The organism is Pseudomonas sp. NFACC32-1 (genome assembly GCF_900101215.1).
Lineage (GTDB): Bacteria > Pseudomonadota > Gammaproteobacteria > Pseudomonadales > Pseudomonadaceae > Aquipseudomonas.
Genome location: NZ_FMUL01000004.1, coordinates 373842 through 398009 on the forward strand (window position 1 = coordinate 373842; position 24168 = coordinate 398009).

Here is a 24168-nt window from a genome sequence, read left to right on the forward strand (position 1 = left end):
GTTCAAGGACCGCTTCGCGCCCAACCGGGACAAAACCCTCGCCACAAATGCCGTGTTCGCGGCTGGACACTCATGGCTGATGTTTTACCCAAGGCCCGGTACAATCCGGGCCTTGTTGTTCTCATGACTTAACGCAGGATCACTATGCCGGCTTCATTCGTTCATCTACGCCTGCACACTGAATACTCCCTGGTCGATGGTCTGGTGCGGATCAAGCCGCTGATCAAGACCCTCGCGGGCATGAACATGCCTGCCGTGGCGGTCACCGACCAGAACAACATGTGTTCGCTGGTCAAGTTCTACAAGGCGGCCATGGGCGGCGGAATCAAGCCGATCTGTGGTGCCGACCTGTGGCTGGCGAGCAAGGATCCGGACGCGCCGTTGAGCCGTATCAGCCTGCTGGTGATGAATGCCGTGGGCTATCGCAACCTCACCGAGTTGATTTCCCGGGGCTTCATCGATGGCCAGCGCAACGGCTCGATCATCATCGAGCGCGAATGGGTGGCCGAGGCGAGCGAAGGCCTGATCATGCTGTCGGCGGCGAAGGAGGGCGAAATCGGCCTGGCGCTGCTCAGCGGGAACAACGAGGAAGCCGAAACCCTGGCCCGGGAGTGGATGGACGTATTCCCGGATCGCTTCTACATCGAAGTTCAACGTACCAACCGGCCCAACGATGAAGAGCACCTGCATGCCGCCGTTGCCTTGGCCGACCGGATCGGCGCGCCGCTGGTGGCCACCAACGACGTGCGTTTCATCAAGCAGGAGGATTTCGAGGCCCACGAAACCCGCGTCTGCATCGGCGAAGGCCGCGCCCTCGACGACCCGCGCCGGCCCAAGAACTACAGCGACCAGCAGTATCTCAAGAGCGCCGAGGAAATGGCCGAGTTGTTCAGCGACCTGCCCGAGGCGCTGGAAAACACCGTCGAGATCGCCAAGCGCTGCAACATCGAAGTGAAGCTGGGCAAGCACTTCCTGCCCAACTTCCCGATTCCCGATGGCATGACCATCGACGAGTATTTCCGCAAGGTTTCCTTCGACGGCCTGGAGGAACGCCTCAGCGTCCTGCTGCCCAAGGACACGACCGAAGATTACGAAGCCAAGCGCCAGGTCTATGTCGACCGGTTGAATTTCGAACTGGACATCATCATCCAGATGGGCTTCCCCGGTTACTTCCTGATCGTGATGGACTTTATCCAGTGGGCCAAGAATAACGGCGTGCCGGTAGGCCCGGGCCGTGGATCGGGTGCGGGGTCGCTGGTGGCCTACGTGCAGAAAATCACCGACCTCGACCCCCTGGAATACGACCTGCTGTTCGAACGTTTCCTCAACCCGGAACGGGTATCCATGCCCGACTTCGACGTCGACTTCTGCATGGATGGCCGCGACCGGGTGATCGACTACGTGGCGGAGAAATACGGCCGCAACGCCGTAAGCCAGATCATCACCTTCGGTTCCATGGCGGCCAAGGCGGTGGTGCGAGACGTGGCGCGGGTGCAGGGCAAGTCCTATGGCCTGGCCGATCGCCTGTCGAAGATGATTCCGTTCGAAGTCGGCATGACCCTGGAAAAGGCCTATGAGCAGGAAGAAATCCTGCGGGACTTCATCAAGGTCGATGAAGAGGCCGCGGAAATCTGGGAAATGGCCCGCAAGCTCGAAGGCGTGGTGCGCAACGTCGGTAAGCACGCCGGTGGCGTGGTGATCGCGCCGACCAAGCTGACCGACTTTTCGCCGATCTACTGCGACGAAGAGGGCGATGGCCTGGTGACCCAGTTCGACAAGGACGACGTCGAGGCAGCGGGCCTGGTGAAGTTCGACTTCCTGGGGCTGCGGACCCTGACGATCATCGACTGGGCATTGAAAACCATCAACCGCGACCGGGCCAGGGCAGGCGAAGAGCCCCTGGATATCGCCTTCATTCCGCTGGATGACAAGCCGACCTACAACCTGCTGCAGAAAGCCGAAACCACGGCGGTGTTCCAGCTCGAATCCCGTGGCATGAAGGAACTGATCAAGAAGCTCAAGCCCGACTGCCTGGAAGACCTCATCGCTCTGGTGGCCCTGTTCCGTCCGGGCCCGCTGCAATCGGGCATGGTGGATGACTTCATCAACCGTAAGCACGGTCGTGCCGAGCTGGCGTATCCGCACCCCGATTACCAGTACGACGGTCTCAGGCCGGTATTGGCTCCGACCTACGGCATCATCCTGTATCAGGAACAGGTGATGCAGATTGCCCAGGTGATGGCGGGCTATACCCTCGGCGGCGCGGACATGCTGCGCCGGGCGATGGGTAAGAAGAAGCCCGAGGAAATGGCCAAGCAGCGCGGTGGCTTCATCGAGGGCTGCGCCAACAACGGCATCGATGCGGACCTGGCCGGCAACATCTTCGACCTGGTGGAAAAGTTCGCCGGCTACGGCTTCAATAAATCCCACTCTGCCGCCTATGGCCTGGTTTCCTACCAGACTGCCTGGCTCAAAGCGCATTATCCGGCACCGTTCATGGCAGCCGTCCTGTCGGCGGATATGCACAACACCGACAAGGTCGTGACCTTGATCGAAGAAGTGCGGACCATGAAGTTGCGCCTCGACGCGCCGGACGTGAACGCTTCGGAGTTCAAGTTCACGGTGAACGACGAAGGCCGCATCATCTACGGCCTGGGTGCGATCAAGGGCGTGGGCGAGGGGCCGGTGGAAGCCATCACCGAAGCGCGCCAGGACGGGCCGTTCAAGGACCTGTTCGATTTCTGCGCCCGGGTCGATCTCAAGCGCATCAACAAGCGCACCCTCGACGGCTTGATCCGCAGCGGCGCGCTGGATCGCCTGGGGCCTTATTTCCATGATGAGCCCAAGGCCTATCAAGCCAACATCGACCGCAACCGCGCGGTATTGCTGGCGGCCATGGAGGAAGCGATCAAGGCGGCCGAGCAGACGGCCCGTACCCACGACAGTGGCCATGCCGACCTGTTCGGCGGTCTGTTCGTCGAGGAAGATGCCGACGTCTACAGCAATCATCGCAAGGCCAAGGAGCTGACCCTCAAGGAGCGCCTCAAGGGCGAGAAGGACACCTTGGGGCTGTACCTCACCGGCCACCCGATCGATGAATACGAAGGCGAGATCCGCCGCTTCGCCCGCCAGCGCATCATCGACCTGAAGCCGGCCCGCGATACGCAGACGGTCGCCGGTATGATCATTGCCCTGCGGGTCATGAAGAACAAGAAGGGCGACAAGATGGGGTTCATCACCCTGGACGACCGTTCCGGGCGCATCGAGGCTTCGCTGTTTGCCGATGCGTTCCACTCCGCGCAGTCGCTGTTGCAGACCGACGCCATGGTGGTGGTGGAAGGCGAGGTGAGCAATGACGACTTCTCCGGTGGCCTGCGGTTGAGGGTCAAGCGGGTGATGAGCATGGAGGATGCCCGTACCAACCTGGCCGAGAGCTTGCGCCTGAAGTTGCAGACCCAGGACCTCAAGGGCGATCAGCTACGCTGGCTGGGAGAGTTGTTCACTCGCCATCGCGGTGCCTGCCCGATCACCATGGAGTACGTGCGCCCCGACGCCAAGGCCGTGCTGCAGTTCGGCGAAGGCTGGCGGATCGATCCGGCGGATGCGTTGATTCAAGCCTTGCGTGACCAGTTCGGCAAAGACAACGTCTTCCTCCAATACCGTTGACGGCCAGGGGCCACTCTTGGACCCAGAGCACCCCTGACCTCAACCCGAATTTTTAATCTCGACCTGAACGCGCCTCTCCCTTAAGGTAGGGCGCGAATAGACAACCGGCCGGCCCAAGCTCTCTTGGACGTCGACCCAAGACGGACGCCTATGAACCCGAATTTTCTAGATTTCGAACAGCCGATCGCCGACCTGCAAGCCAAGATCGAAGAGTTGCGCTTGGTCGGTAATGACAATTCGCTGAATATCGGCGATGAAATCTCTCGTCTGCAGGACAAAAGCCGCACGCTCACCGAAGACATCTTCGGCAAGTTGACCAGTTGGCAGATCGCGCGCCTGGCACGTCATCCCCGTCGTCCATACACCCTGGACTACATTGAACACATCTTCACCGAATTCGATGAGCTGCACGGCGACCGTCACTTTGCCGACGACGCCGCGATTGTCGGTGGTGTGGCCCGTCTGGAAGACAAGCCAGTCATGGTGATCGGTCATCAGAAGGGCCGCGAAGTTCGCGAGAAAGTACGCCGCAACTTCGGCATGCCGCGTCCTGAAGGTTATCGCAAGGCTTGCCGCCTGATGGAAATGGCCGAACGCTTCAAGATGCCGATCCTGACCTTCATCGACACGCCGGGCGCCTATCCGGGGATCGATGCCGAAGAGCGCAACCAGAGCGAAGCGATTGCCTGGAACCTGCGGGTAATGGCACGGCTGAAAACCCCGATCATCGCCACCGTGATCGGTGAGGGTGGTTCCGGTGGTGCATTGGCTATCGGTGTCTGCGACCAGTTGAACATGCTGCAATATTCCACTTACGCGGTGATCTCGCCGGAAGGTTGCGCCTCGATCCTCTGGAAAACCGCCGAGAAAGCGCCGGATGCCGCCGAAGCCATGGGCATCACCGCCGAGCGCCTCAAAGGCCTTGGAATCGTGGACAAGGTCATCAACGAACCCGTGGGCGGCGCCCACCGCGATCCGGCCGCAGCCGCGGCATTGATTCGTGCCGAGCTGAGCTCGCAGTTGGCGATGCTGAAGAAGTTCGACAACGACGCGTTGCTGGCCCGTCGCTATGAGCGGTTGATGAGCTACGGCCTCTGATCCGAGCGCTGTACCCTGTGTGGGAGCGGGCTTGCTCGCGATAACGGTTTAACATTCAACAGATACGTTGACTGAAACACCGTTATCGCGAGCAAGCCCGCTCCCACATTCGATTTGTGTGAAGGTCAGTTTCTATGAACCCGTCCAGGATTGATCTGCCAACCCGGCTCCTCACACAGTTATCCCCCTGGCGCAACGCCACCACTTGGCGCATCGCCTTCTCCGGCGGTCTCGACTCCACCGTCCTGTTGCACCTGCTCGCGTCTCTCTCAAAAAGCCATTCCCTGCCAACGCTCTGCGCGATCCATGTCCATCATGGCCTGCAGGCTGTGGCTGACACCTGGCCGGACCACTGTCGTTCGGTCTGCGAGGCCCTTGAGGTCCCGTTGCAGGTGGTTCATGTCCAGGTCAAGCCCGGCGCCAGCATCGAGCGTGCCGCCCGGGACGCGCGTTATGAAGCCTTCGCCGCGGCGACCCACGGCAATGAAGCGCTGCTCGTTGCCCAGCACCGCGACGATCAGGCCGAAACCCTGTTGTTTCGTTTGCTGCGAGGGGCAGGAGCCAGGGGCCTGTCGGCCATGCCGAGGCAGCGTCCGCTGGGCCAGGGGCATCTGCTGCGGCCGCTGCTGGAGGTGTCTCGGGCCGAGCTGCAGGCCTATGCGACGCAACAGGGCCTGAGCTGGATCGAAGACCCCTCCAACGACGATCAGCGGTACGCACGCAATTACCTGCGCCAACGGGTCTTTCCGCGGCTGGTCGAGCAATGGCCCCAGGCTTCGATGACCCTGGCTCGCAGCGCCGCGCATCTGGGTGAGGCCCAGGGGTTGCTCGATGACCTGGCACGGATCGACCTGGCCCGGGCCATGACGCCTGGAGCGTTCGACTGGCTTGGGCTGCCTTCGCTGGAACTCGCGCCTCTTCAGGCATTGTCGCCGGCCCGGCAACGCAACGCCTTGAGCCATTGGCTGGCGACGCAGACGACGTTGCCCGACAGTGACCACTGGGCCGGCTGGGAGTCACTGCGCGACGCAGCGGACGACGCGCGGCCTGTCTGGCGACTGGCCGCAGGTGAGCTGCATCGGGCCGGCGGACGAGCCTGGTGGTTATCCGACCACTGGTTGCGTCCCGTCTCGGGCACCGTCGAGTGGCCAGAGGCGGCTGATTTCGTGCGGTTGCCAGGAAATGGCCGGGTGTTCCTTGTCGGCAGCCCTCCTGCCGGCCCGCTTTGCCTGCGCTATCGTCAAGGTGGCGAGGTCATGGAGCTGCCCGGGCGTGGCCATCGGGATCTCAAGCGCTTGCTCAACGAGAGGGGCGTGCCGGCCTTCGTTCGCGGCCGATTGCCGCTGCTGTACCGGGGCGGGCAACTGCTGGCGGTGGCCAACCTGCCAGGGCTGGATGGCGACCGCGATGGCACCTGGCGATTGGGCTGGCAACCATCGGGACAAGATCTGGGTTTGAGCTGAAAGGGGCTTTCCGGTAGACTACGCTCCCTTCTTGATACAACTTCTGTGGATTCGCCTGAATTGCAGGAGTTGCCGATTACCAAGCAGTCTTTGCTGGGCGATTCCAAAAAATGTGTAGCGAGCAACGTACCGGTGATTTCACCTCCGGTCTGTCCCAACGCGGCGGTTTTTTTGAAAGGTGCACTGTGATTAATGCAGGTGATCGGGGGCTTCGGCCTTCCTTCGCTTTCCCCGGCGGCTCGGACCGCTTTAACGCAGACTTCTAGGGTTTTTCATGACGCGCTACATATTCGTCACGGGCGGTGTTGTTTCTTCATTGGGGAAAGGCATTGCCTCGGCTTCATTGGCGGCCATCCTGGAGGCGCGGGGACTTAAGGTCACCATGCTCAAGCTGGACCCGTACATCAACGTCGACCCGGGCACCATGAGCCCGTTCCAGCACGGCGAAGTGTTCGTCACCCACGACGGCGCCGAGACCGACCTGGACCTGGGCCACTACGAGCGGTTCATCCGCACGACCATGACCCAGAACAACAACTTCACCACCGGCCGCGTCTACGAGCACGTGCTGCGCAAGGAACGTCGTGGTGACTACCTGGGTGCGACCATCCAGGTCATTCCGCACATCACCGACGAAATCAAGCGCCGCATCATCAAGGGTGCCGGCGATGCCGACGTGGCGATGGTGGAGATCGGCGGTACCGTGGGCGACATCGAGTCCCAGCCGTTCCTCGAGGCTATCCGCCAGTTGCGTTTCGAAATCGGCGCCAAGCGTGCGATGCTCATGCACCTGACCCTGGTGCCGTACATCGCCACCGCCGGCGAAACCAAGACCAAGCCGACCCAGCATTCGGTCAAGGAACTGCGGTCCATCGGCCTGCAGCCGGACGTGCTGATCTGCCGCTCCGACCACCCGATCGACATCTCTTCGCGCCGCAAGATCGCCCAGTTCACCAACGTTGAAGAGCGCGCGGTCATCGGCCTGGAAGACGCCGACACCATCTACAAGATCCCCGGCATCCTGCACTCCCAGGGCCTGGACGATTTCGTCGTCGAGCGTTTCGGCCTGCAATGCGCTGGCGCCGACCTGTCCGAATGGGACGCCGTGGTCGATGCCAAGCTCAACCCGGAGCACGAAGTCACCATCGCCATGGTCGGCAAGTACATGGAATTGCTGGATGCCTACAAATCGCTGATCGAGGCGATGAGTCACGCCGGCATCAGCAACCGCACCAAGGTCAACCTGCGCTACATCGATTCCGAAGACATCGAGAACCAGGGCATCGGCCTGCTGGAAGGCGCCGATGCGATCCTGGTACCGGGCGGTTTCGGCCTGCGGGGCGTGGAAGGCAAGATCACCGCCGTCCAATACGCACGTGAAAACAAGGTGCCATACCTGGGCATCTGCCTGGGCATGCAAGTGGCCGTCATCGAGTTCGCCCGTAACGTGATGGGCTGGAAGGACGCCAACTCCACCGAATTCGATCGTGCCAGCGGCCACCCGGTCGTGGGCCTGATCACCGAGTGGGAAGATGCCACCGGCGCCGTCGAAGTCCGTACCGAAGCCTCCGACCTGGGTGGCACCATGCGCCTCGGCGCCCAGGAATGCCTGCTCGAGCCAGGCTCCCTGGTGCACCAGTGCTATGCCAAGGACGTGATCGTCGAGCGTCACCGTCATCGCTACGAAGTGAACAACAACCTGCTGCCGCAGCTGATCGAGGCGGGCCTGAAGATTTCCGGTCGCTCCGGTGACGGCGCGCTGGTGGAAGTGGTGGAATCCCCGGATCATCCATGGTTCGTGGCCTGCCAGTTCCATCCCGAGTTCACCTCGACGCCACGGGACGGCCACCCGCTGTTCAGCGGTTTCGTGAAGGCCGCTTTGGCTCAACACCGGAAAAAGGCATAAGACGATGGCCCAGAAGATCATCCGCGTCGGCGACATCGAGATTGCCAACGACAAGCCCATGGTGCTGTTCGGCGGCATGAACGTGCTGGAAAGCCGCGACATGGCGATGCAGGTGTGCGAGGAATACGTGAAGGTGACCCAGAAGCTGGGCATCCCCTACGTCTTCAAGGCCAGCTTCGACAAGGCCAACCGCTCGTCGGTGACTTCCTACCGTGGCCCGGGCCTGGAAGAGGGCATGCGGATCTTCCAGGACATCAAGCAAGCCTTCGGCGTGCCGATCATCACCGACGTCCACGAGCCTTATCAGGCTGCGGTCGTCGCCGAGGTCTGCGACATCATCCAGCTGCCGGCCTTCCTGTCGCGCCAGACCGACCTGGTGGTCGCGATGGCCAAGACCGGCGCGGTGATCAACATCAAGAAAGCCCAGTTCCTCGCGCCCCAGGAAATGAAACACATCCTGAGCAAGTGCGAAGAGGCCGGCAATGACCAGTTGATCCTGTGCGAGCGCGGCTCCAGCTTCGGCTACAACAACCTGGTGGTGGACATGCTCGGCTTCGGCATCATGAAGCAGTTCGAGTATCCGGTGTTCTTCGACGTCACCCATGCGCTGCAGATGCCTGGCGGTCGTTCCGACTCCGCTGGCGGACGCCGCGCCCAGGTGACCGACCTGGCCAAGGCCGGCATGAGCCAGTCCCTGGCGGGCCTGTTCCTGGAGGCCCACCCGGACCCTGACAATGCCAAGTGCGACGGTCCTTGCGCCTTGCGCTTGAACAAGCTGGAACCATTCCTGTCTCAGCTCAAGGCATTGGATGAGCTGGTCAAGGGTTTTCCGACGATAGAAACCGCGTAACCCGGTTTTCTCCGGTAAAGTACCGCTCGACAAACGCTCTGGCCTGCGGGCCGGGCGTTATCGTCGGCAAGCCTGCCCGCTGCTGTCTTCCCGCCGACGGTAAAAGATTTCCTCTCGCTGCGTCGTTTTCGTCAACTTTGGAGTGTTTACAACAATGGCAAAAATCGTCGACATCAAAGGTCGTGAAGTTCTCGACTCCCGTGGCAACCCCACTGTCGAAGCGGACGTGCTTCTCGATAACGGTATCATCGGCAGCGCCTGCGCGCCGTCCGGTGCTTCCACTGGCTCGCGCGAAGCGCTGGAGCTGCGTGATGGCGACAAGAGCCGTTACCTGGGCAAGGGCGTGCTGAAAGCCGTCGCCAACATCAACGGTCCGATCCGCGACCTGTTGCTGGGCAAGGACCCTGCCGACCAGAAAGCCCTCGATCAGGCCATGATCAAGCTCGACGGTACCGAGAACAAAGCCTCCCTGGGCGCCAACGCGATCCTCGCCGTATCCCTGGCCGCCGCCAAGGCCGCCGCCCAGGACCAGGACCTGCCGCTGTACGCGCACATCGCCAACCTCAACGGTACCCCTGGCGTCTACTCGATGCCGGTGCCGATGATGAACATCATCAACGGCGGCGAGCATGCCGACAACAACGTCGACATCCAGGAGTTCATGGTGCAGCCGGTTGGCGCCAAGTCCTTCTCCGAAGGCCTGCGCATGGGCACCGAGATTTTCCATCACCTCAAGGCAGTGCTGAAGGCACGCGGCCTGAGCACCGCGGTGGGCGACGAAGGCGGTTTCGCACCGAACCTGGCCTCTAACGAAGACGCCCTGAAAGTCATCTCCGAAGCCGTGGCCAACGCCGGCTACAAGCTGGGCACCGACGTGACCCTGGCCCTGGATTGCGCCGCCAGTGAATTCTTCGAAGACGGCAAGTACAACCTGTCCGGCGAAGGCCAGGTGTTCACCGCCGAAGGTTTCGCCGACTACCTCAAGGGCCTGACCGAGCGTTATCCGATCATCTCCATCGAAGATGGCCTGGACGAGTCCGACTGGGCTGGCTGGAAGATCCTCACTGACAAGATCGGTGCCAAGACCCAGCTGGTGGGTGACGATCTGTTCGTGACCAACACCAAGATCCTGAAAGAGGGCATCGACAAGCAGATCGCCAACTCGATCCTGATCAAGTTCAACCAGATCGGCACCCTGACCGAGACCCTGGAAGCCATCCAGATGGCCAAGGCTGCCGGCTACACCGCCGTGATCTCCCACCGCTCCGGTGAAACCGAGGATTCGACCATCGCCGACCTGGCGGTGGGCACCGCGGCGGGCCAGATCAAGACCGGTTCGCTGTGCCGTTCCGACCGCGTTTCCAAGTACAACCAACTGCTGCGTATCGAAGAGCAGTTGAATGGCAAGGCCAAGTACAACGGTCGTGCCGAGTTTCGCGGTTAAGCGGTAAATGGTAAAAAGACAGCGGATTGTGTCGGAAAAGTCGCCATAACGGTGGCTTTCCCTCTAATCTGATGCCTTATCAAGCACAAGCCTGGGTTTTCCAGGCTTCGTGCTATCAGGTGCTTCAAAGTTTGGCATGGCGGTCTTTTTTCACTGGATACCCGATATTCGATGCGCAGTCCCAATTGGTTGTTTCTTGTCTTGCTCCTGTTGCTGGCCGGCCTGCAGTACCGCCTGTGGGTAGGTAATGGCAGCCTGGCGCAAGTGGCCGACCTGACTCAGCAGATTGCCGAGCAGCGTGCCGAGAACGAGGCACTGCTGGAGCGCAACCGGGTGATGGACGCCGAAGTGATGGAGCTGAAAAAAGGCATGGAGACCGTCGAAGAGCGGGCTCGCCATGAGTTGGGCATGGTCAAGGAGGGCGAGACCCTCTACCAGTTGGCCCAATGAGTATTCGTTTGCCGGCCTTCTGGGCCGTGATTCCTGCCGCGGGCGTCGGAGCCCGTATGGCCGCGGACCGTCCCAAGCAGTACCTGCAACTGGGCGGACGCACAATTCTTGAACACAGCCTTGGCTGTTTCCTCGATCATCCGACCGTCAAGGGCGTGGTGGTCAGCGTTGCATGCGACGATCCCTACTGGCCAACCCTGGCCTGCGCCAACGACCCGCGCATCCAGCGCGTGGACGGCGGCGCGCAGCGTTCGGACTCGGTGCTCAATGCCTTGTTGCACCTGCATGCCCAGGGTGCCGACGATCACGATTGGGTGCTGGTGCATGACGCGGCCCGGCCCAACCTGGCCCGGGACGATCTCGATACATTGCTCGGCGAGCTGGCGAGCGATCCGGTCGGCGGCCTGCTGGCTGTTCCGGCGCGCGACACCCTCAAGCGGGTCGACCGGCATGGCCGAGTGCTGGAAACCATCGACCGCAGCGTGATCTGGCAAGCCTATACACCGCAGATGTTTCGCCTCGGTGCCTTGCATCGGGCCCTTGCCGACAGCCTGGTCGCGGACGCGGTGATTACCGATGAAGCCTCCGCCATGGAATGGGCGGGACAGGCACCACGGTTGATCGAAGGGCGGGCCGACAATATCAAGGTCACTCGACCCGAAGACCTGGAGTGGTTGCGCCAGCGTTGGGCGAATCGGCATTAAGCGGGATCTGCCCCTCGTTGGATTGTCATCATCTGGGCCGACGTCATCGCGAGCAAACTCGCTCCGACAATGAACCGGTGTGAACAGTTGTCCATCATTCGACGATAAACCCCTGTGGGAGCGAGCTTGCTCGCGATAACCTCAGCCCAGGCAACAAAGACCCGGTCACCCCCGATATTCCGGCCGCTGCGCCAACCCTTCCTTCAAGTAATCCACCAACTTGCGCACCTTGGGCGACAGATGTCGCTGCTGTGGATATAACGCCCATACTGCCGTATTCGGCGGCTGATGGGCTTCCAACAGCGAGATCAACGCACCATTGTGCAGATGCTCCAGCACGTAGTAATCCGGCAACTGACACAACCCCACCCCTTGCAACGCCGCATCCAGCACCGCTTGCCCGCTGTTGCAGCGCCAGTTTCCCTGCACTCGTTGGGAAAATTCCCGCCCGTTCTGTTCCAGTTGCCAAAGATCGGAGCTACCGATCAGGCAATTGTGGCGGCTCAACTCCGACAGGCTATGGGGCCGGCCATACCGTTCCAGATAGGACGGCGAGGCACACAAGTACATGCGCCGTGGCGCCAGGCGGGTGGCAATCAGACGTGAGTCCTGCAAGCGGCCCAGGCGGATCGCCAGGTCCAGTCCTTCATGGACGAGATCGAGGGGGCGGTTGCTCAGTTCGATGTCCACCCGCAGTTGTGGATAAAGTCCCATGAAACGTGTCACCAGCGGCACGATGAAACGTTCGCCATAGGCCACGGCACAAGTCATTCGCAGCATGCCCTTGGGCTCGCTGGCGAGGTCGCCCACCGCGCGAAGGGCTTCCTCGCGGCCATCCTGCAGGCGTTGGCAGTGCTGCAGGAACGTCTGCCCGGCCTCGGTGAGCGTGACGCGGCGGGTGCTGCGATAAAGCAGTCGGGTCTGAAGACGCTCCTCAAGCCGTACGATTTGGCGGCTGATGTGGGAAGACGACACACCAAGACGCTCCGCTGCGGCGGTGAACTGACTGCATTCGGCCACGGCGACGAACTCGTCGATCCCTTCCCAGCGATTATCGGACATGGAGGATTATCCCTGTATGGCAATAATGTTTTGCTTTTGGCTGGATTATTCCCTGGCTGCAGGCGGATTACACTCCCTGTCTCGTTTTTATTTGCTGGAGCTACAGGATGATCAAGTCGCGCGCCGCCGTTGCCTTCGAGGCCAAGAAACCCCTGGAAATCGTTGAAGTCGACGTCGCCATGCCCAAGGCTGGCGAAGTGTTGCTGCGCGTGGTGGCTTCCGGTGTCTGCCACACTGACGCCTACACGCTGTCGGGTGCCGACCCGGAAGGGATTTTTCCGTCGATCCTCGGTCATGAAGGCGGCGCCATCGTCGAGGCCATTGGCGAAGGCGTGACCTCCGTGGCGGTGGGCGACCATGTGATTCCGCTGTACACACCCGAGTGCGGCCAGTGCAAATTCTGTAAGTCGGGCAAGACCAACCTCTGCCAGGCCATCCGTGCTACCCAGGGCAAGGGCCTGATGCCGGATGGCACTTCGCGTTTTTCCTACAAGGGCGAGACGATCTTCCACTACATGGGAACCTCGACTTTCTCCGAGTACACCGTGTTGCCGGAAATCTCCGTCGCCAAGATCGCCAAGGATGCACCGCTGGAAAAAGTCTGCCTGTTGGGATGTGGCGTCACCACCGGTATCGGCGCGGTGCTCAATACGGCCAAGGTCAAGCCGGGTGATACCGTGGCGATCTTCGGCCTGGGCGGCATCGGCCTGTCGGCTGTGATCGGCGCCGTGAAAGCCCAGGCCTCGCGCATCATCGCCATCGACATCAACCCGTCCAAGTTCGAAATCGCCCGGCAACTGGGCGCCACCGATTTCGTCAATCCGAAGGACTTCGACCGTCCGATCCAGGAGGTCATTGTGGACATGACCGATGGCGGCGTGGACTTTTCCTTCGAATGCATCGGCAACGTCCAGCTGATGCGTGCCGCATTGGAGTGCTGCCACAAGGGCTGGGGCGAGTCGGTAATCATCGGCGTGGCCGGTGCCGGCCAGGAAATCTCCACCCGTCCATTCCAGTTGGTGACGGGGCGCGTCTGGCGCGGTTCGGCGTTTGGTGGCGTGCGTGGTCGCAGCGAACTGCCGAGCTACGTGGAAATGGCCGAGAAGGGCGAGATTCCACTGGATACTTTCATCACTCATACCATGGGCCTGGAAGACATCAACAAGGCTTTCGACCTGATGCATGAAGGCAAGAGCATCCGCACCGTCATTCATTTCTAAGGAGCAGCGGCAAGCGGCGAGCTACAAGCTGCAAGTAGGCCTGGCACTCTCTTGCAGCTTGAAGCTTGGCGCTTGCCACTGGAATGTCCATGAACCTCGAAAACATCTCTTGCCAGAAAAGCTTCGGCGGCTGGCACAAGCGTTACCGGCATCGTTCCGAAGTGCTTGGCTGTGACATGGTATTCGCCGTCTACCTGCCACCCCAGGCCGAGCAGGGCGGCAAGCTGCCTGTGCTGTACTGGCTGTCGGGGCTGACCTGCACCGACGAGAACTTCATGCAGAAGGCCGGCGCCCAGCGCATGGCCGCCGAGCTGGGGTTGATCATTGTCGCGCCGGACACCAGCCCCCGTGGGGCCGATGTACCGGGGGATCCGGACGGTGCCTGGGACTTCGGCCTGGGCGCGGGATTTTATCTGAATGCCACGCAGGAACCCTGGGCGCGGCACTATCGGATGTATGACTACGTGGTGCAGGAGTTGCCTGCGCTCGTCGAGACCCATTTCCCCGCCTCGGACAAGCGCAGTATCAGCGGGCACTCCATGGGTGGGCATGGGGCGTTGGTCTGCGCCTTGCGCAATCCGGGTCGTTACCAGTCGGTGTCGGCATTTTCGCCGATCACCAATCCGATGGATTGCCCCTGGGGGCAAAAGGCTTTTTCCCGTTACCTGGGAGAGGACCGTTCCAAATGGCGGGAATGGGATGCCTGTGCGCTGATCGCCGAAGCGGAGGAGAAGCTGCCCTTGCTGGTGGACCAGGGCGACCGTGACGACTTCCTGGCCAACCAGCTCAAGCCCGAAGCCTTGCAGCAGGGGGCAAAGGCGGCCGGCCATCCCCTGGAGTTGCGCCTGCAACCGGGCTATGACCACAGCTACTACTTCATCGCCAGTTTCATCGACGATCACCTGCAACATCATGCCCGCGCGCTCGGGAGGGCAATCGGTTAGTTTTTTCCACCACGTCGGGAAGACTAATTGAGAACACCCCTACCTCTAATGCAGGTAGAATCACGCCCTGACAGAAATCAGGGCGTTTTTTTATGCGTATTGGCCACGGCTATGATGTTCACCGGTTCACTGAAGGCGATTTCATTACTCTGGGCGGTGTGCGGATCGCACATGGTTTCGGGCTGCTCGCGCATTCTGATGGTGACGTCTTGCTGCACGCCTTGAGCGATGCCTTGCTCGGCGCCGCCGCGTTGGGCGATATCGGCAAGCATTTCCCTGATACCGATCCGCAATTCAAGGGCGCCGACAGCCGTGCGCTGCTGCGCCACGTGGTGTCGCTGATCCACGCCAAGGGCTGGACGGTCGGCAATGTCGACAACACCATCGTGGCCCAGGCTCCGAAGATGGCACCGCACATCGAAACGATGCGCCAGTTGATCGCCGAGGATCTCCAGGTCGGCATCGACCAGGTGAACGTGAAGGCCACCACCACCGAGAAGCTGGGCTTCGTCGGCCGCGAAGAAGGCATCGCCGTCCATTCCGTTGCCTTGTTGCTGCGCCCATGACCGAACTGGAACTGTTGGGGCCGCGTGCCTATGGTGAGTCGCTGGGCAGTGCGGTACTGAAAGCCACCGCCGAGGATTTCCAGGTCGATGAAGTGCTGGATATTCCACTGACCGGCGATGGCGAGCACCTGTGGCTCTGGGTTGAAAAGCGTGACCTGAACACCGAGGAGGCCGCCCGGCGCATTGCCAAGGCTGCCGGCGTGCCGTTGCGCACCGTCAGCTACGCGGGACTCAAGGACCGCCAGGCCCTGACCCGGCAATGGTTCAGCATCCAGTTGCCCGGCAAGGCCGACCCGGACCTTTCGGCGGCGCAGAACGACACACTGAAGATTCTCAAGACCGCCCGCCACAGGCGCAAGCTGCAACGTGGCGCGCATTCGGCCAATGGCTTTACCTTGCGGCTCACTGGGTTCAAGGGCGACAGCGCGGCGGTCGATGCTCGCCTGCAGACGATCGCTCGCCAGGGCATCCCCAACTATTTCGGCGCCCAGCGGTTCGGGCACGATGGCGGCAATGTCGTGGATGCGCGCGCCTGGGCTGCCCGCAGCGCCCTGCCGGAGCAGCGCAATGTACGCTCGAGGCTGTTATCCGCCGCGCGCAGTTATCTGTTCAATCGGGTACTGGCGGCACGGGTAGCCGATGGAACCTGGCAAAAGGCACAGGTTGGCGACTTGCTGGCCTTCACCGACAGCCGCAGTTTTTTCCCTGCCGGCGAAGCCGAATGCAGCGATCCGCGCCTGGCAATCCTCGACCTGCACCCGACCGGACCGCAGTGGGGCGAGGGGCCTTCGCCCGCCGCTGGCGCCACCTTCGAGCTGGAACAGGCTGTTGCCGAGGGGGAGGCCGATCTGCGGGACTGGTTGATAAACGCGGGAATGAATCACGAACGTCGCATCCTGCGACTGCCCATTGGCGGGCTGTCGTGGCATTATCCCCAGCCTGACATTCTGCAACTGGAATTCGTCCTGCCGGCCGGATGTTTCGCCACTGCCTTGGTGCGCGAACTCGTCGATCTGGTGCCGGTAGGGCAGACGGACAGCCCATGCGTATTCTGATTTCTAACGACGACGGGGTGACAGCACCCGGTCTTGCCGCGCTTTATGCTGCGCTGGCGGATTTTGCCGAGTGCGTGGTCATCGCCCCGGACCAGGACAAAAGCGGCGCCAGCAGCTCGCTGACGCTCGACCGTCCGCTGCACCCCTGCTACCTGGATAACGGTTTCATCAGTCTCAACGGCACCCCCACCGACTGCGTGCACCTGGGCCTCAACGGTTTGCTGGAACGCGAACCGGACATGGTGGTTTCGGGTATCAACCTGGGGGCCAACCTGGGCGATGACGTGCTTTATTCCGGTACGGTCGCCGCTGCCCTGGAAGGTCGCTTCCTCGATCATCCGTCGTTTGCTTTCTCGTTCGTTTCGCGGCAGGTCGACAATTTGCCCACTGCCGCCTATTTCGCCCGTAAGTTGGTGCAGGCCCACGGTGAACTGGACCTGCCGCCACGCACGGTGCTGAACGTGAATATCCCGAACCTGCCTCTGGACCATATCCGCGGCATCCAGCTGACCCGCCTGGGCCACCGCGCCCGCGCCGCCCGGCCCATGCATGTGGTCGACCCGCGGGGCAAGGCCGGCTACTGGATCGCCGCCGCCGGTGATGCCGAGGATGGCGGGCCGGGCACGGATTTCCATGCGGTGATGCAAGGTTATGTCTCGATCACGCCGTTGCAGCTCGACCGCACCTTCAATGATGCCTTCCGACATCTCGATGGCTGGCTGGAGGGGCTGCACTGATGGCTCGTGAGCAAGACGATATGCTACGCCGCGGGATCGGCATGACTTCCCAGCGGACCCGTGAACGACTGATCCAGCGGCTCTACGAAGAAGGTCTGTCCAACGCCCAGGTGCTGGAAGTGATTCGCCGTACGCCGCGGCATCTGTTCGTCGATGAAGCCCTGGCCCATCGGGCCTATGAAGACACGGCGTTGCCGATCGGCCATAACCAGACCATTTCCCAGCCTTATATGGTGGCTCGCATGAGCGAGTTGCTGCTGGAGGCGGGCCCGCTGGACAAGGTGCTGGAGATCGGCACCGGTTCGGGTTACCAGACGGCGGTCTTGTCGCAACTGGTGGAGCGGGTGTTTTCCGTGGAACGGATCAAGGTGCTGCAGGATCGCGCCAAGGAGCGCCTGGTGGAGCTGAACCTGCGCAACGTGGTATTTCGCTGGGGCGACGGCTGGGAAGGCTGGCCAGCCCTGGCGCCTTATAACGGAATCATCGTCACGGCCGTGGCGACCGATGTGCCCCAGGCCCTGTTGGATCAACTCGCACCGGGTGGACGCATGGTCATCCCGGTGGGCGCCGGCGAAGTACAGCAATTGATGCTGATCGTGCGGGAAGAACATGGCTTTTCGCGACACGTCCTGGGGGCGGTGCGGTTCGTGCCGTTACTCAATGGGCCGTTGGCCTGAGCATTTATAAACAGAGGCTGAATTCCGTGACGCTGGCTGTGTCTTACAGCGGCATCGATTTGTCGAATACGCTTCAACGGCGGCGAGCAAACGTGTGCGGTAGCGTCCCGCGCGTCATTGATAGAAGGGTGGGCGCGGCCCGTTATACTCGCGCCACCTCTGCCTGGACAGGCAGTTTCCATTTTTTCAGCCACCACAAAGGGAGCGGCGGGTGAGTCTCACAGTCATTGCGCAGCGTATGAGTATCACGAGCTTTCAGCGCCTGTTGACTGGCCTTGTCTTGAGCAGCTTCTTGCTGGTCGGTTGTTCCAGTACACCATCGGGTAATGTCCGGGTCGTCGATCGCAACAATGCTGCGCCGCAACGTCCTACAGTAACGACCGGTCAGTATGTAGTCCGTCGCGGCGATACGCTGTTTTCCATCGCTTTTCGCTATGGCTGGGACTACAAGGCTCTCGCGGCGCGTAACAACATTCCTGCGCCCTATACCATTCATCCAGGTCAGACGATTCGCTTCGATGGTCGCAGCGGTTCAACGCCAACCGCGGTGGTCACCCAGTCCGGATCGACGCCTTCGTCTTCGAGTAAAACCACGGTGATACGCCGGCCAGTGGGGGCTGCGACGGCGACAGTACCGTCCGTCGCGAACAAACCGGCCCCCGCTCCACTGCCTCCGGCAGGCCCCGCCCCGACAGGCTGGGGATGGCCTTCTAATGGCGTTCTTATTGGAAAATTCTCTTCAAACGGTAGTTTGAATAAAGGAATTGATATCGCCGGAGATTTGGGACAGCCTGTTTTAGCCGCGTCTGATGGCACGGTTGTGTACGCCGGGAGTGGTTTGAGGGGCTACGGCGAACTCGTGATCATCAAACACAGCGATACCTACGTCAGTGCCTACGGTCACAACCGCAGGCTGTTGGTTCGGGAGGGGCAGCAGGTCAAGGTCGGACAGACAATTGCCGAAATGGGGTCGACGGGTACAGACCGGGTGAAACTGCATTTTGAGATTCGCCGACAAGGTAAACCGGTAGATCCGCTGCAATTCCTGCCACGTCGTTGATAGGTTGTCAGCCTGTTCCGTCACGTAGAGGGAACAGGCTCCAGCGTTGCCAAGGATAAAGGCGTCGCTCGAGCTTGAGGTCGAACTCACCAAAGGACTATAACAATGGCTCTCAGTAAAGAAGTGCCGGAGTTTGACATCGACGATGAGGTTCTCCTTATGGAGACCGGCATCGCTATGGATTCGATGTCGAATGATGAAGGGGCGTCATCTCCACCTTCCGTTCGTGCCAAATCCAGACACTCCGCTTCACTTAAACAACATAAGTACATCGATTACACCCGGGCGCTGGACGCCACTCAGCTGTACCTCAACGAAATCGGTTTCTCGCCACTGCTCTCCCCAGAGGAAGAAGTTCATTTTGCGCGGCTGTCGCAAAGTGGCGATCCGGCCGGTCGAAAACGCATGATTGAAAGCAACCTGCGCCTGGTGGTGAAAATCGCCCGACGTTACGTCAATCGTGGGCTCTCGTTGCTGGACCTGATCGAAGAGGGCAACCTGGGATTGATCCGCGCCGTCGAGAAATTCGACCCTGAACGGGGGTTCCGTTTCTCGACCTATGCCACCTGGTGGATTCGCCAGACCATCGAACGGGCGATCATGAATCAGACCCGTACGATCCGGCTACCGATCCACGTGGTCAAGGAGCTGAATGTCTACCTGCGGGCCGCCCGCGAGCTGACCCAGAAGCTCGACCATGAGCCTTCACCGGAAGAAATCGCCAACCTGCTGGAAAAACCGGTGGGCGAGGTCAAGCGCATGCTCGGACTCAACGAGCGGGTTTCCTCCGTGGACGTCTCGCTGGGGCCGGATTCGGACAAGACCCTGCTGGACACCCTCACTGACGAACGCCCCACCGACCCTTGCGAACTGCTCCAGGATGACGACTTGTCCCAGAGCATTGATCAGTGGCTCTCGGAACTGACGGACAAGCAACGGGAGGTGGTGATCCGGCGTTTTGGCCTGCGCGGCCATGAAAGCAGCACCCTCGAAGACGTCGGCCTGGAAATTGGCTTGACCCGGGAAAGGGTCAGGCAGATCCAGGTGGAAGGCCTCAAGCGCTTGCGGGAGATCCTGGAGAAGAATGGCCTGTCGAGTGAGTCGCTGTTTCAGTAACCCGAGTGCAGAGCAGCGAGAAAAACCCCGACTGGTTCGGGGTTTTTCCGTTTTTGAGCAGATGTATCGAGCACTACGCTCTGCGATGCACGCTTGTGGCGAGGGATTTCTACGCCTTCTCTATTTATAGATTCAGCGTGTAAGCCTTTGCCTAGTGTTGCGTAAGTGATCGGTTTCTCATTGGCGGGACAGACAGCTATAAGCACTGTGATTTTTTTGTATTTATATGATTTGTAAGGTTTTTTATTTTGTGAATGTGGCGTGACAGAGCAAGCCACCTGTATCAGCCACGTTGCACTCACCTGGGAAAACACTAATATCAGTCCTGTGTCGACGGACAGACACACCCGTCACGGACGATGGGGAAGGAAGGACATCGCAGGATGCGATTCATCAGGATGATGAAAAGGATCAAAGGGATTAGGGAAAAAATGTGGGCGGGTCAAACCGCCCCTTTTTTTGCCTGTAATTCCTTGAATTCGCAAAAGCAAAAAGGCCCGCAAGGGGCCTTTTCGATGAGCGCAGGAAGGATCAGCGTTCGAGGTCCGCGATCTTGCCTGGCTTGCCATCCCACTCTTCAGCGTCTGGCAGGGCGTCTTTCTTCTCGGTGATGTTCGGCCAGATATCCGCCAGCTCGGCGTTCAGCTCGATGAAGTTCTCCATGCCGGCCGGCACTTCGTCCTCCGAGAAGATGGCTTGTGCCGGGCATTCCGGTTCACACAGGGCGCAGTCAATGCACTCGTCCGGGTGAATGACCAGGAAGTTAGGCCCTTCGTAGAAGCAGTCCACCGGACAGACTTCTACGCAGTCGGTGTACTTGCACTTGATGCAGTTGTCGGTGACGACGAAGGTCATTTCTAGTTTTCTCCTCAGGCGGCGGCAGCGAAGACCCTTCACGGTGGGCTCGCCAGGTTTGGGAGCGATAGTCTGCAGACCAGGCTAGTTGCCTGCAGCATCCCAAACCGCGCGAGATTCTAACAGCTTGAAAGCCTGTGCGTTAGATCCGTGTCTTCAATGTATAGAGTAAATCCAATGCCCGGCGTGGGGTGAAGTCGTCCAGGTCGAGCTTGGCCAGTTCATCGAGTACCGGATGCGGCAGGCTGGCGAACAGGTCGCTTTGCTGCGGGGCGGCGGGTTTGCCCTTGGCCGGGCGCGGTGCTTCGTGGGGCAGGCTGGTGGTTTCCAGGCGGCTCAAGTGCTCCCGGGCGCGGCTGATCACGTCGCCAGGCACGCCGGCCAGCTGTGCCACCGCCAGGCCGTAGCTCTGGCTGGCCGGGCCGGGCAGTACATGGTGCAGGAACACGATTCGATCATTGTGCTCGGTGGCATTGAGGTGGACGTTGGCCACCAGCGGCTGGCTTTCCGGCAGCACCGTCAACTCGAAATAGTGAGTTGCGAACAACGTATAGGCGCGCAGCTGTGCCAGTCGTTCCGCCGCCGCCCAGGCCAGCGACAGGCCGTCGAAGGTGCTGGTGCCGCGTCCCACTTCGTCCATCAGCACCAGGCTACGCTCGGTGGCGTTGTGCAGGATATTGGCGGTCTCGCTCATTTCCACCATGAAGGTCGAGCGTCCCCCGGCCAGGTCATCGCTGGAGCCGATCCGGGTGAAGATGCGGTCCACCAGGGATAACTCGCAGCTGGCCGCCGGTACGAAACTGCCGATGTGAGCCAGCAGCACGATCAGGGCGGTCTGGCGCATGTAGGTGGATTTACCGCCCATGTTCGGACCGGTGATTACCAGCATGCGGGTATTGTCGTCCAGGCTCAGGTCGTTGGCCACGAACGGGGTGGTCAGTACCTGCTCGACCACTGGGTGACGACCTTGGCTGATGCGCATGCACGGTTCGCTGACGAAGCGCGGGCAGTTCAGGTCCAGGTTCAAGGCTCGTTCGGCCAGGTTGCTCAATACGTCCAGCTCCGCCAGCGCGGCAGCGGTGTCCTGTAGCGGCGGCAGTTGGCTGATCAGATCCTCGAGAAGGGCGTCATAGAGCATCTTCTCCCGTGCCAGGGCGCGGCTCTTGGCCGACAGGGCCTTGTCTTCGAACGCCTTGAGTTCCGGGGTGATGAAGCGCTCGGCACCCTTGAGGGTCTGGCGACGAATGTAGTCGGCCGGGGCCTGTTCGGCCTGCTTGCTCGGCAACTCGATGAAATAACCATGGATGCGGTTATAGCCGACCTTGAGGTTGGTCAGGCCGGTGCGAGCTTTTTCCCGGGCTTCCAGGTCGATGAGGAACTGGCCGGCGTTTTCGCTCAGGGCTTGCAGTTCGTCGAGCTCGGCATCGTAGCCGGTCTTCAGGACGCCGCCGTCACGGATCACTGCCGGCGGGTTGTCGATGATCGCTTTTTCAAGCAGCGCGGCCAGCTCCGGGTAGGTGCTGGTGTTGCGCGCCAGATGCTGCAGGTGCGGGGCCTCGAGATCGGTCATCGCTGCCTGGAGTTCGGGCAAGACGCCCAGGGCGTCGCGCAGGCGCGCCAGGTCACGGGGACGGGCGTTGCGCAGGCCGATACGCGCCAGGATCCGCTCGATGTCGCCGATTTCCTTGAGCTGTGGCTGCAATTGTTCGAAGCGGTACCGGTCCAGCAAGCAGGTAATCGACGTCTGTCGGGCCAGCAACACCGTCAGGTCTCGCAGGGGGCGGTTCAGCCAGCGGGTGAGCAAGCGGCTGCCCATGGCGGTCTGGCAGCGGTCGACCACCGATTGCAAAGTGTTGTCGCGCCCGCCGGCCAGGTTGGTGTCCAATTCCAGGTTGCGGCGGCTGGCACCGTCCAGCACCACCGTGTCGTCCAGACGCTCATGGCGCAGGCTGCGCAAATGGGGCAGGGCGGTGCGTTGGGTTTCCTTGGCGTAGGCCAGCAGGCAGCCGGCCGCGCCGATGGCCAGGGTCAGGTTTTCACAGCCGAAGCCCTTGAGGTCCTGGGTGGCGAACTGTTGGCAGAGGCTTTTCAGCGCCGAATCACGCTCGAAATCCCACGGCGCGCGGCGACGTACGCCACGGCGTTTTTCTGCCGGCAGATCCTTGGGCCAGTCGTCGGGAATCAGCAGTTCCACAGGATTGACCCGCTCCAGCTCCGCCAGCAGGTTTTCCCAACCCTTGATTTCCAGCACCGAGAAATTGCCGCTGGTGATGTCCAGCACCGCCAGGCCGAACAGACGCTCGTCCCCCAGCACTGCGGCGATCAGGTTGTCCCGGCGTTCATCCAGCAAGGCCTCGTCACTGACCGTACCCGGGGTGATGATCCGCACGACTTGGCGTTCCACGGGGCCCTTGCTGGTGGCCGGGTCGCCGACTTGCTCGCAGATCACCACGGATTCGCCGAGCTTGACCAGCTTCGCCAGGTAACCTTCCGCCGCATGGTAAGGAATCCCACACATCGGAATCGCCATGCCCGCCGATTGCCCACGCGCCGTCAGGGTGATGTCCAACAACTTGGCGGCCTTCTTCGCATCCTCGTAGAAGATTTCGTAGAAGTCGCCCATGCGGTAGAACATCAACTGGTCGGGGTGCTGGTTCTTCAGGCGCCAGTATTGCTGCATCATCGGCGTGTGGGAGGACAGGTCGTTCACGGCGGTGTTCATGGGTGTCAGGCAAGCTCGTTGAAAGGGGTGGGGCAAAAGGAGGGGCATTGGCCCGGCTTTTCCGCGATGGGCGCAAGGTTAACATGGGTGGTCTGGTGGGACCCAGGGATGAGCGTCTTCCATCGCTTTGGTAAAGCAGGATTTCTGACCCTTGGGTATTTCTTGCCGCCGAGGTGCCTGCAGTCGCCTTACGGAGCATGGGCTGGAGATAATAAAATGTATGGTCAGCCCTTCTCCTGCAACCTCATGGGCTGTTTTCGGTAAAGCTGGCTTGCGCTAATGTATCCGGGCTCGTTGTGAGCGTTGCTGCAACAACGCTCGGCCCTCGATGAGTAGCCGCTCCCAACTGTCCTGAAAAAACCCTCAGCTTCTAAAGCTGATTTTATTGCCAGGTTCTCAGTCGGGCCGTTTGCCGTTTACTGTCATCAGTCAGTGACGTCGCAAAAGCCGGTGGTAACGCTGTGCATTCAAGCGTTCGGATGTGGGTCGTACTGGCCGCCTTTGGCCAGTACCGCCCACACGATTCGCGCCAGTTTGTTTGCTAGCGCACACGCGACGACATTGGAGTGGCGA

The 24168-nt window shown here is 60.9% G+C and carries 19 protein-coding genes and 1 pseudogene; 16 read left to right on the plus strand and 4 right to left on the minus strand.

Annotation, left to right across the window (positions count from 1 at the left end; all coding sequences use genetic code 11):
• Nucleotides 1-144: 144 nt before the first annotated feature.
• The 8 genes from dnaE (at nucleotide 145) to ispD (ending at nucleotide 11581) form a co-directional block, all read left to right on the plus strand.
• Nucleotides 145-3666 carry a DNA polymerase III subunit alpha gene (gene dnaE / locus BLP99_RS09705; protein ID WP_072387936.1) on the plus strand — a complete coding sequence of 1174 codons (3522 nt, stop codon included), beginning with the start codon at nucleotides 145-147 and terminating at the stop codon, nucleotides 3664-3666.
• A 150-nt stretch (nucleotides 3667-3816) separates the two neighbouring features.
• The gene (locus BLP99_RS09710; protein ID WP_072387933.1) at nucleotides 3817-4764 is read left to right on the plus strand and encodes an acetyl-CoA carboxylase carboxyltransferase subunit alpha; all 948 of its coding nucleotides are present in this window, start codon (nucleotides 3817-3819) and stop codon (nucleotides 4762-4764) included.
• Nucleotides 4765-4898: 134 nt separating this feature from the next.
• Nucleotides 4899-6227 carry a tRNA lysidine(34) synthetase TilS gene (gene tilS / locus BLP99_RS09715; protein WP_072430848.1) on the plus strand — a complete coding sequence of 443 codons (1329 nt, stop codon included), beginning with the start codon at nucleotides 4899-4901 and terminating at the stop codon, nucleotides 6225-6227.
• A gap of 274 nt (nucleotides 6228-6501) precedes the next feature.
• The gene (locus tag BLP99_RS09720; protein WP_072459449.1) at nucleotides 6502-8133 is read left to right on the plus strand and encodes a CTP synthase; all 1632 of its coding nucleotides are present in this window, start codon (nucleotides 6502-6504) and stop codon (nucleotides 8131-8133) included.
• A 4-nt stretch (nucleotides 8134-8137) separates the two neighbouring features.
• Entirely contained in the window at nucleotides 8138-8983 is an 846-nt protein-coding gene (gene kdsA, locus BLP99_RS09725; RefSeq protein ID WP_072387927.1) for a 3-deoxy-8-phosphooctulonate synthase, read from the plus strand.
• A gap of 154 nt (nucleotides 8984-9137) precedes the next feature.
• Entirely contained in the window at nucleotides 9138-10427 is a 1290-nt protein-coding gene (gene eno / locus BLP99_RS09730) for a phosphopyruvate hydratase (RefSeq protein WP_072387925.1), read from the plus strand.
• A gap of 171 nt (nucleotides 10428-10598) precedes the next feature.
• Nucleotides 10599-10877 carry a cell division protein FtsB gene (gene ftsB, locus BLP99_RS09735; RefSeq protein WP_072387923.1) on the plus strand — a complete coding sequence of 93 codons (279 nt, stop codon included), beginning with the start codon at nucleotides 10599-10601 and terminating at the stop codon, nucleotides 10875-10877.
• Nucleotides 10874-11581: a 2-C-methyl-D-erythritol 4-phosphate cytidylyltransferase gene (gene ispD, locus BLP99_RS09740; RefSeq protein WP_072387921.1), complete on the plus strand. Its 708-nt coding sequence runs from the start codon at nucleotides 10874-10876 to the stop codon at nucleotides 11579-11581. Before ftsB ends, ispD begins: the two co-directional genes overlap by 4 nt.
• A gap of 165 nt (nucleotides 11582-11746) precedes the next feature.
• On the opposite strand, the gene BLP99_RS09745 is transcribed toward ispD, so the two are convergent.
• Nucleotides 11747-12643 (minus strand): LysR substrate-binding domain-containing protein, encoded by an 897-nt coding sequence (locus BLP99_RS09745; protein WP_072387919.1) that lies wholly within the window; start codon nucleotides 12641-12643, stop codon nucleotides 11747-11749.
• 107 nt (nucleotides 12644-12750) lie between these two features.
• On the opposite strand from BLP99_RS09745, the gene BLP99_RS09750 reads away from it, so the two are divergent.
• The 8 genes from BLP99_RS09750 to rpoS all read left to right on the plus strand — a co-directional run bounded on the left by BLP99_RS09750 (nucleotide 12751) and on the right by rpoS (nucleotide 20018).
• Nucleotides 12751-13863, plus strand: a complete 1113-nt coding sequence (locus tag BLP99_RS09750) for an S-(hydroxymethyl)glutathione dehydrogenase/class III alcohol dehydrogenase (RefSeq protein ID WP_072387917.1) — start codon at nucleotides 12751-12753, stop codon at nucleotides 13861-13863.
• A gap of 83 nt (nucleotides 13864-13946) precedes the next feature.
• Entirely contained in the window at nucleotides 13947-14807 is an 861-nt protein-coding gene (gene fghA / locus BLP99_RS09755) for an S-formylglutathione hydrolase (protein ID WP_176776498.1), read from the plus strand.
• A gap of 92 nt (nucleotides 14808-14899) precedes the next feature.
• Entirely contained in the window at nucleotides 14900-15373 is a 474-nt protein-coding gene (ispF, locus tag BLP99_RS09760) for a 2-C-methyl-D-erythritol 2,4-cyclodiphosphate synthase (RefSeq protein ID WP_072387913.1), read from the plus strand.
• Entirely contained in the window at nucleotides 15370-16428 is a 1059-nt protein-coding gene (gene truD / locus BLP99_RS09765; RefSeq protein ID WP_072387911.1) for a tRNA pseudouridine(13) synthase TruD, read from the plus strand. Before ispF ends, truD begins: the two co-directional genes overlap by 4 nt.
• Nucleotides 16416-17165, plus strand: coding sequence for a 5'/3'-nucleotidase SurE (gene surE / locus BLP99_RS09770; protein WP_072387909.1), 750 nt, complete (start codon nucleotides 16416-16418; stop codon nucleotides 17163-17165). The genes truD and surE overlap by 13 nt, the downstream gene beginning before the upstream one ends.
• Nucleotides 17166-17206: 41 nt before the next feature.
• Nucleotides 17207-17842: a protein-L-isoaspartate(D-aspartate) O-methyltransferase gene (locus tag BLP99_RS09775; RefSeq protein ID WP_172679635.1), complete on the plus strand. Its 636-nt coding sequence runs from the start codon at nucleotides 17207-17209 to the stop codon at nucleotides 17840-17842.
• 211 nt (nucleotides 17843-18053) lie between these two features.
• Entirely contained in the window at nucleotides 18054-18902 is an 849-nt protein-coding gene (locus BLP99_RS09780) for a peptidoglycan DD-metalloendopeptidase family protein (RefSeq protein ID WP_072387907.1), read from the plus strand.
• A 105-nt stretch (nucleotides 18903-19007) separates the two neighbouring features.
• Entirely contained in the window at nucleotides 19008-20018 is a 1011-nt protein-coding gene (gene rpoS / locus BLP99_RS09785) for an RNA polymerase sigma factor RpoS (RefSeq protein ID WP_072387904.1), read from the plus strand.
• 531 nt (nucleotides 20019-20549) lie between these two features.
• Here rpoS and fdxA read toward each other — a convergent pair.
• The 3 genes and pseudogenes from fdxA to BLP99_RS26185 form a co-directional block, all read right to left on the minus strand.
• Nucleotides 20550-20873 carry a ferredoxin FdxA gene (gene fdxA / locus BLP99_RS09795; RefSeq protein WP_072387901.1) on the minus strand — a complete coding sequence of 108 codons (324 nt, stop codon included), beginning with the start codon at nucleotides 20871-20873 and terminating at the stop codon, nucleotides 20550-20552.
• 142 nt (nucleotides 20874-21015) lie between these two features.
• Nucleotides 21016-23583: a DNA mismatch repair protein MutS gene (gene mutS, locus BLP99_RS09800; RefSeq protein ID WP_172834647.1), complete on the minus strand. Its 2568-nt coding sequence runs from the start codon at nucleotides 23581-23583 to the stop codon at nucleotides 21016-21018.
• Nucleotides 23584-24062: 479 nt separating this feature from the next.
• Nucleotides 24063-24168: pseudogene (locus BLP99_RS26185) on the minus strand (IS110 family transposase); the annotation flags it as partial.

Bases quoted from the DNA above. Each gene is read 5' to 3' on its own strand.
- dnaE (WP_072387936.1), top strand. From the start codon at position 145: ATGCCGGCTTCATTCGTTCATCTACGCCTGCACACTGAATACTCCCTG.
- BLP99_RS09710 (WP_072387933.1), top strand. From the start codon at position 3,817: ATGAACCCGAATTTTCTAGATTTCGAACAGCCGATCGCCGACCTGCAA.
- tilS (WP_072430848.1), top strand. From the start codon at position 4,899: ATGAACCCGTCCAGGATTGATCTGCCAACCCGGCTCCTCACACAGTTA.
- BLP99_RS09720 (WP_072459449.1), top strand. From the start codon at position 6,502: ATGACGCGCTACATATTCGTCACGGGCGGTGTTGTTTCTTCATTGGGG.
- kdsA (WP_072387927.1), top strand. From the start codon at position 8,138: ATGGCCCAGAAGATCATCCGCGTCGGCGACATCGAGATTGCCAACGAC.
- eno (WP_072387925.1), top strand. From the start codon at position 9,138: ATGGCAAAAATCGTCGACATCAAAGGTCGTGAAGTTCTCGACTCCCGT.
- ftsB (WP_072387923.1), top strand. From the start codon at position 10,599: ATGCGCAGTCCCAATTGGTTGTTTCTTGTCTTGCTCCTGTTGCTGGCC.
- ispD (WP_072387921.1), top strand. From the start codon at position 10,874: ATGAGTATTCGTTTGCCGGCCTTCTGGGCCGTGATTCCTGCCGCGGGC.
- BLP99_RS09745 (WP_072387919.1), bottom strand. From the start codon at position 12,643: ATGTCCGATAATCGCTGGGAAGGGATCGACGAGTTCGTCGCCGTGGCC.
- BLP99_RS09750 (WP_072387917.1), top strand. From the start codon at position 12,751: ATGATCAAGTCGCGCGCCGCCGTTGCCTTCGAGGCCAAGAAACCCCTG.
- fghA (WP_176776498.1), top strand. From the start codon at position 13,947: ATGTCCATGAACCTCGAAAACATCTCTTGCCAGAAAAGCTTCGGCGGC.
- ispF (WP_072387913.1), top strand. From the start codon at position 14,900: ATGCGTATTGGCCACGGCTATGATGTTCACCGGTTCACTGAAGGCGAT.
- truD (WP_072387911.1), top strand. From the start codon at position 15,370: ATGACCGAACTGGAACTGTTGGGGCCGCGTGCCTATGGTGAGTCGCTG.
- surE (WP_072387909.1), top strand. From the start codon at position 16,416: ATGCGTATTCTGATTTCTAACGACGACGGGGTGACAGCACCCGGTCTT.
- BLP99_RS09775 (WP_172679635.1), top strand. From the start codon at position 17,207: ATGACTTCCCAGCGGACCCGTGAACGACTGATCCAGCGGCTCTACGAA.
- rpoS (WP_072387904.1), top strand. From the start codon at position 19,008: ATGGCTCTCAGTAAAGAAGTGCCGGAGTTTGACATCGACGATGAGGTT.
- fdxA (WP_072387901.1), bottom strand. From the start codon at position 20,873: ATGACCTTCGTCGTCACCGACAACTGCATCAAGTGCAAGTACACCGAC.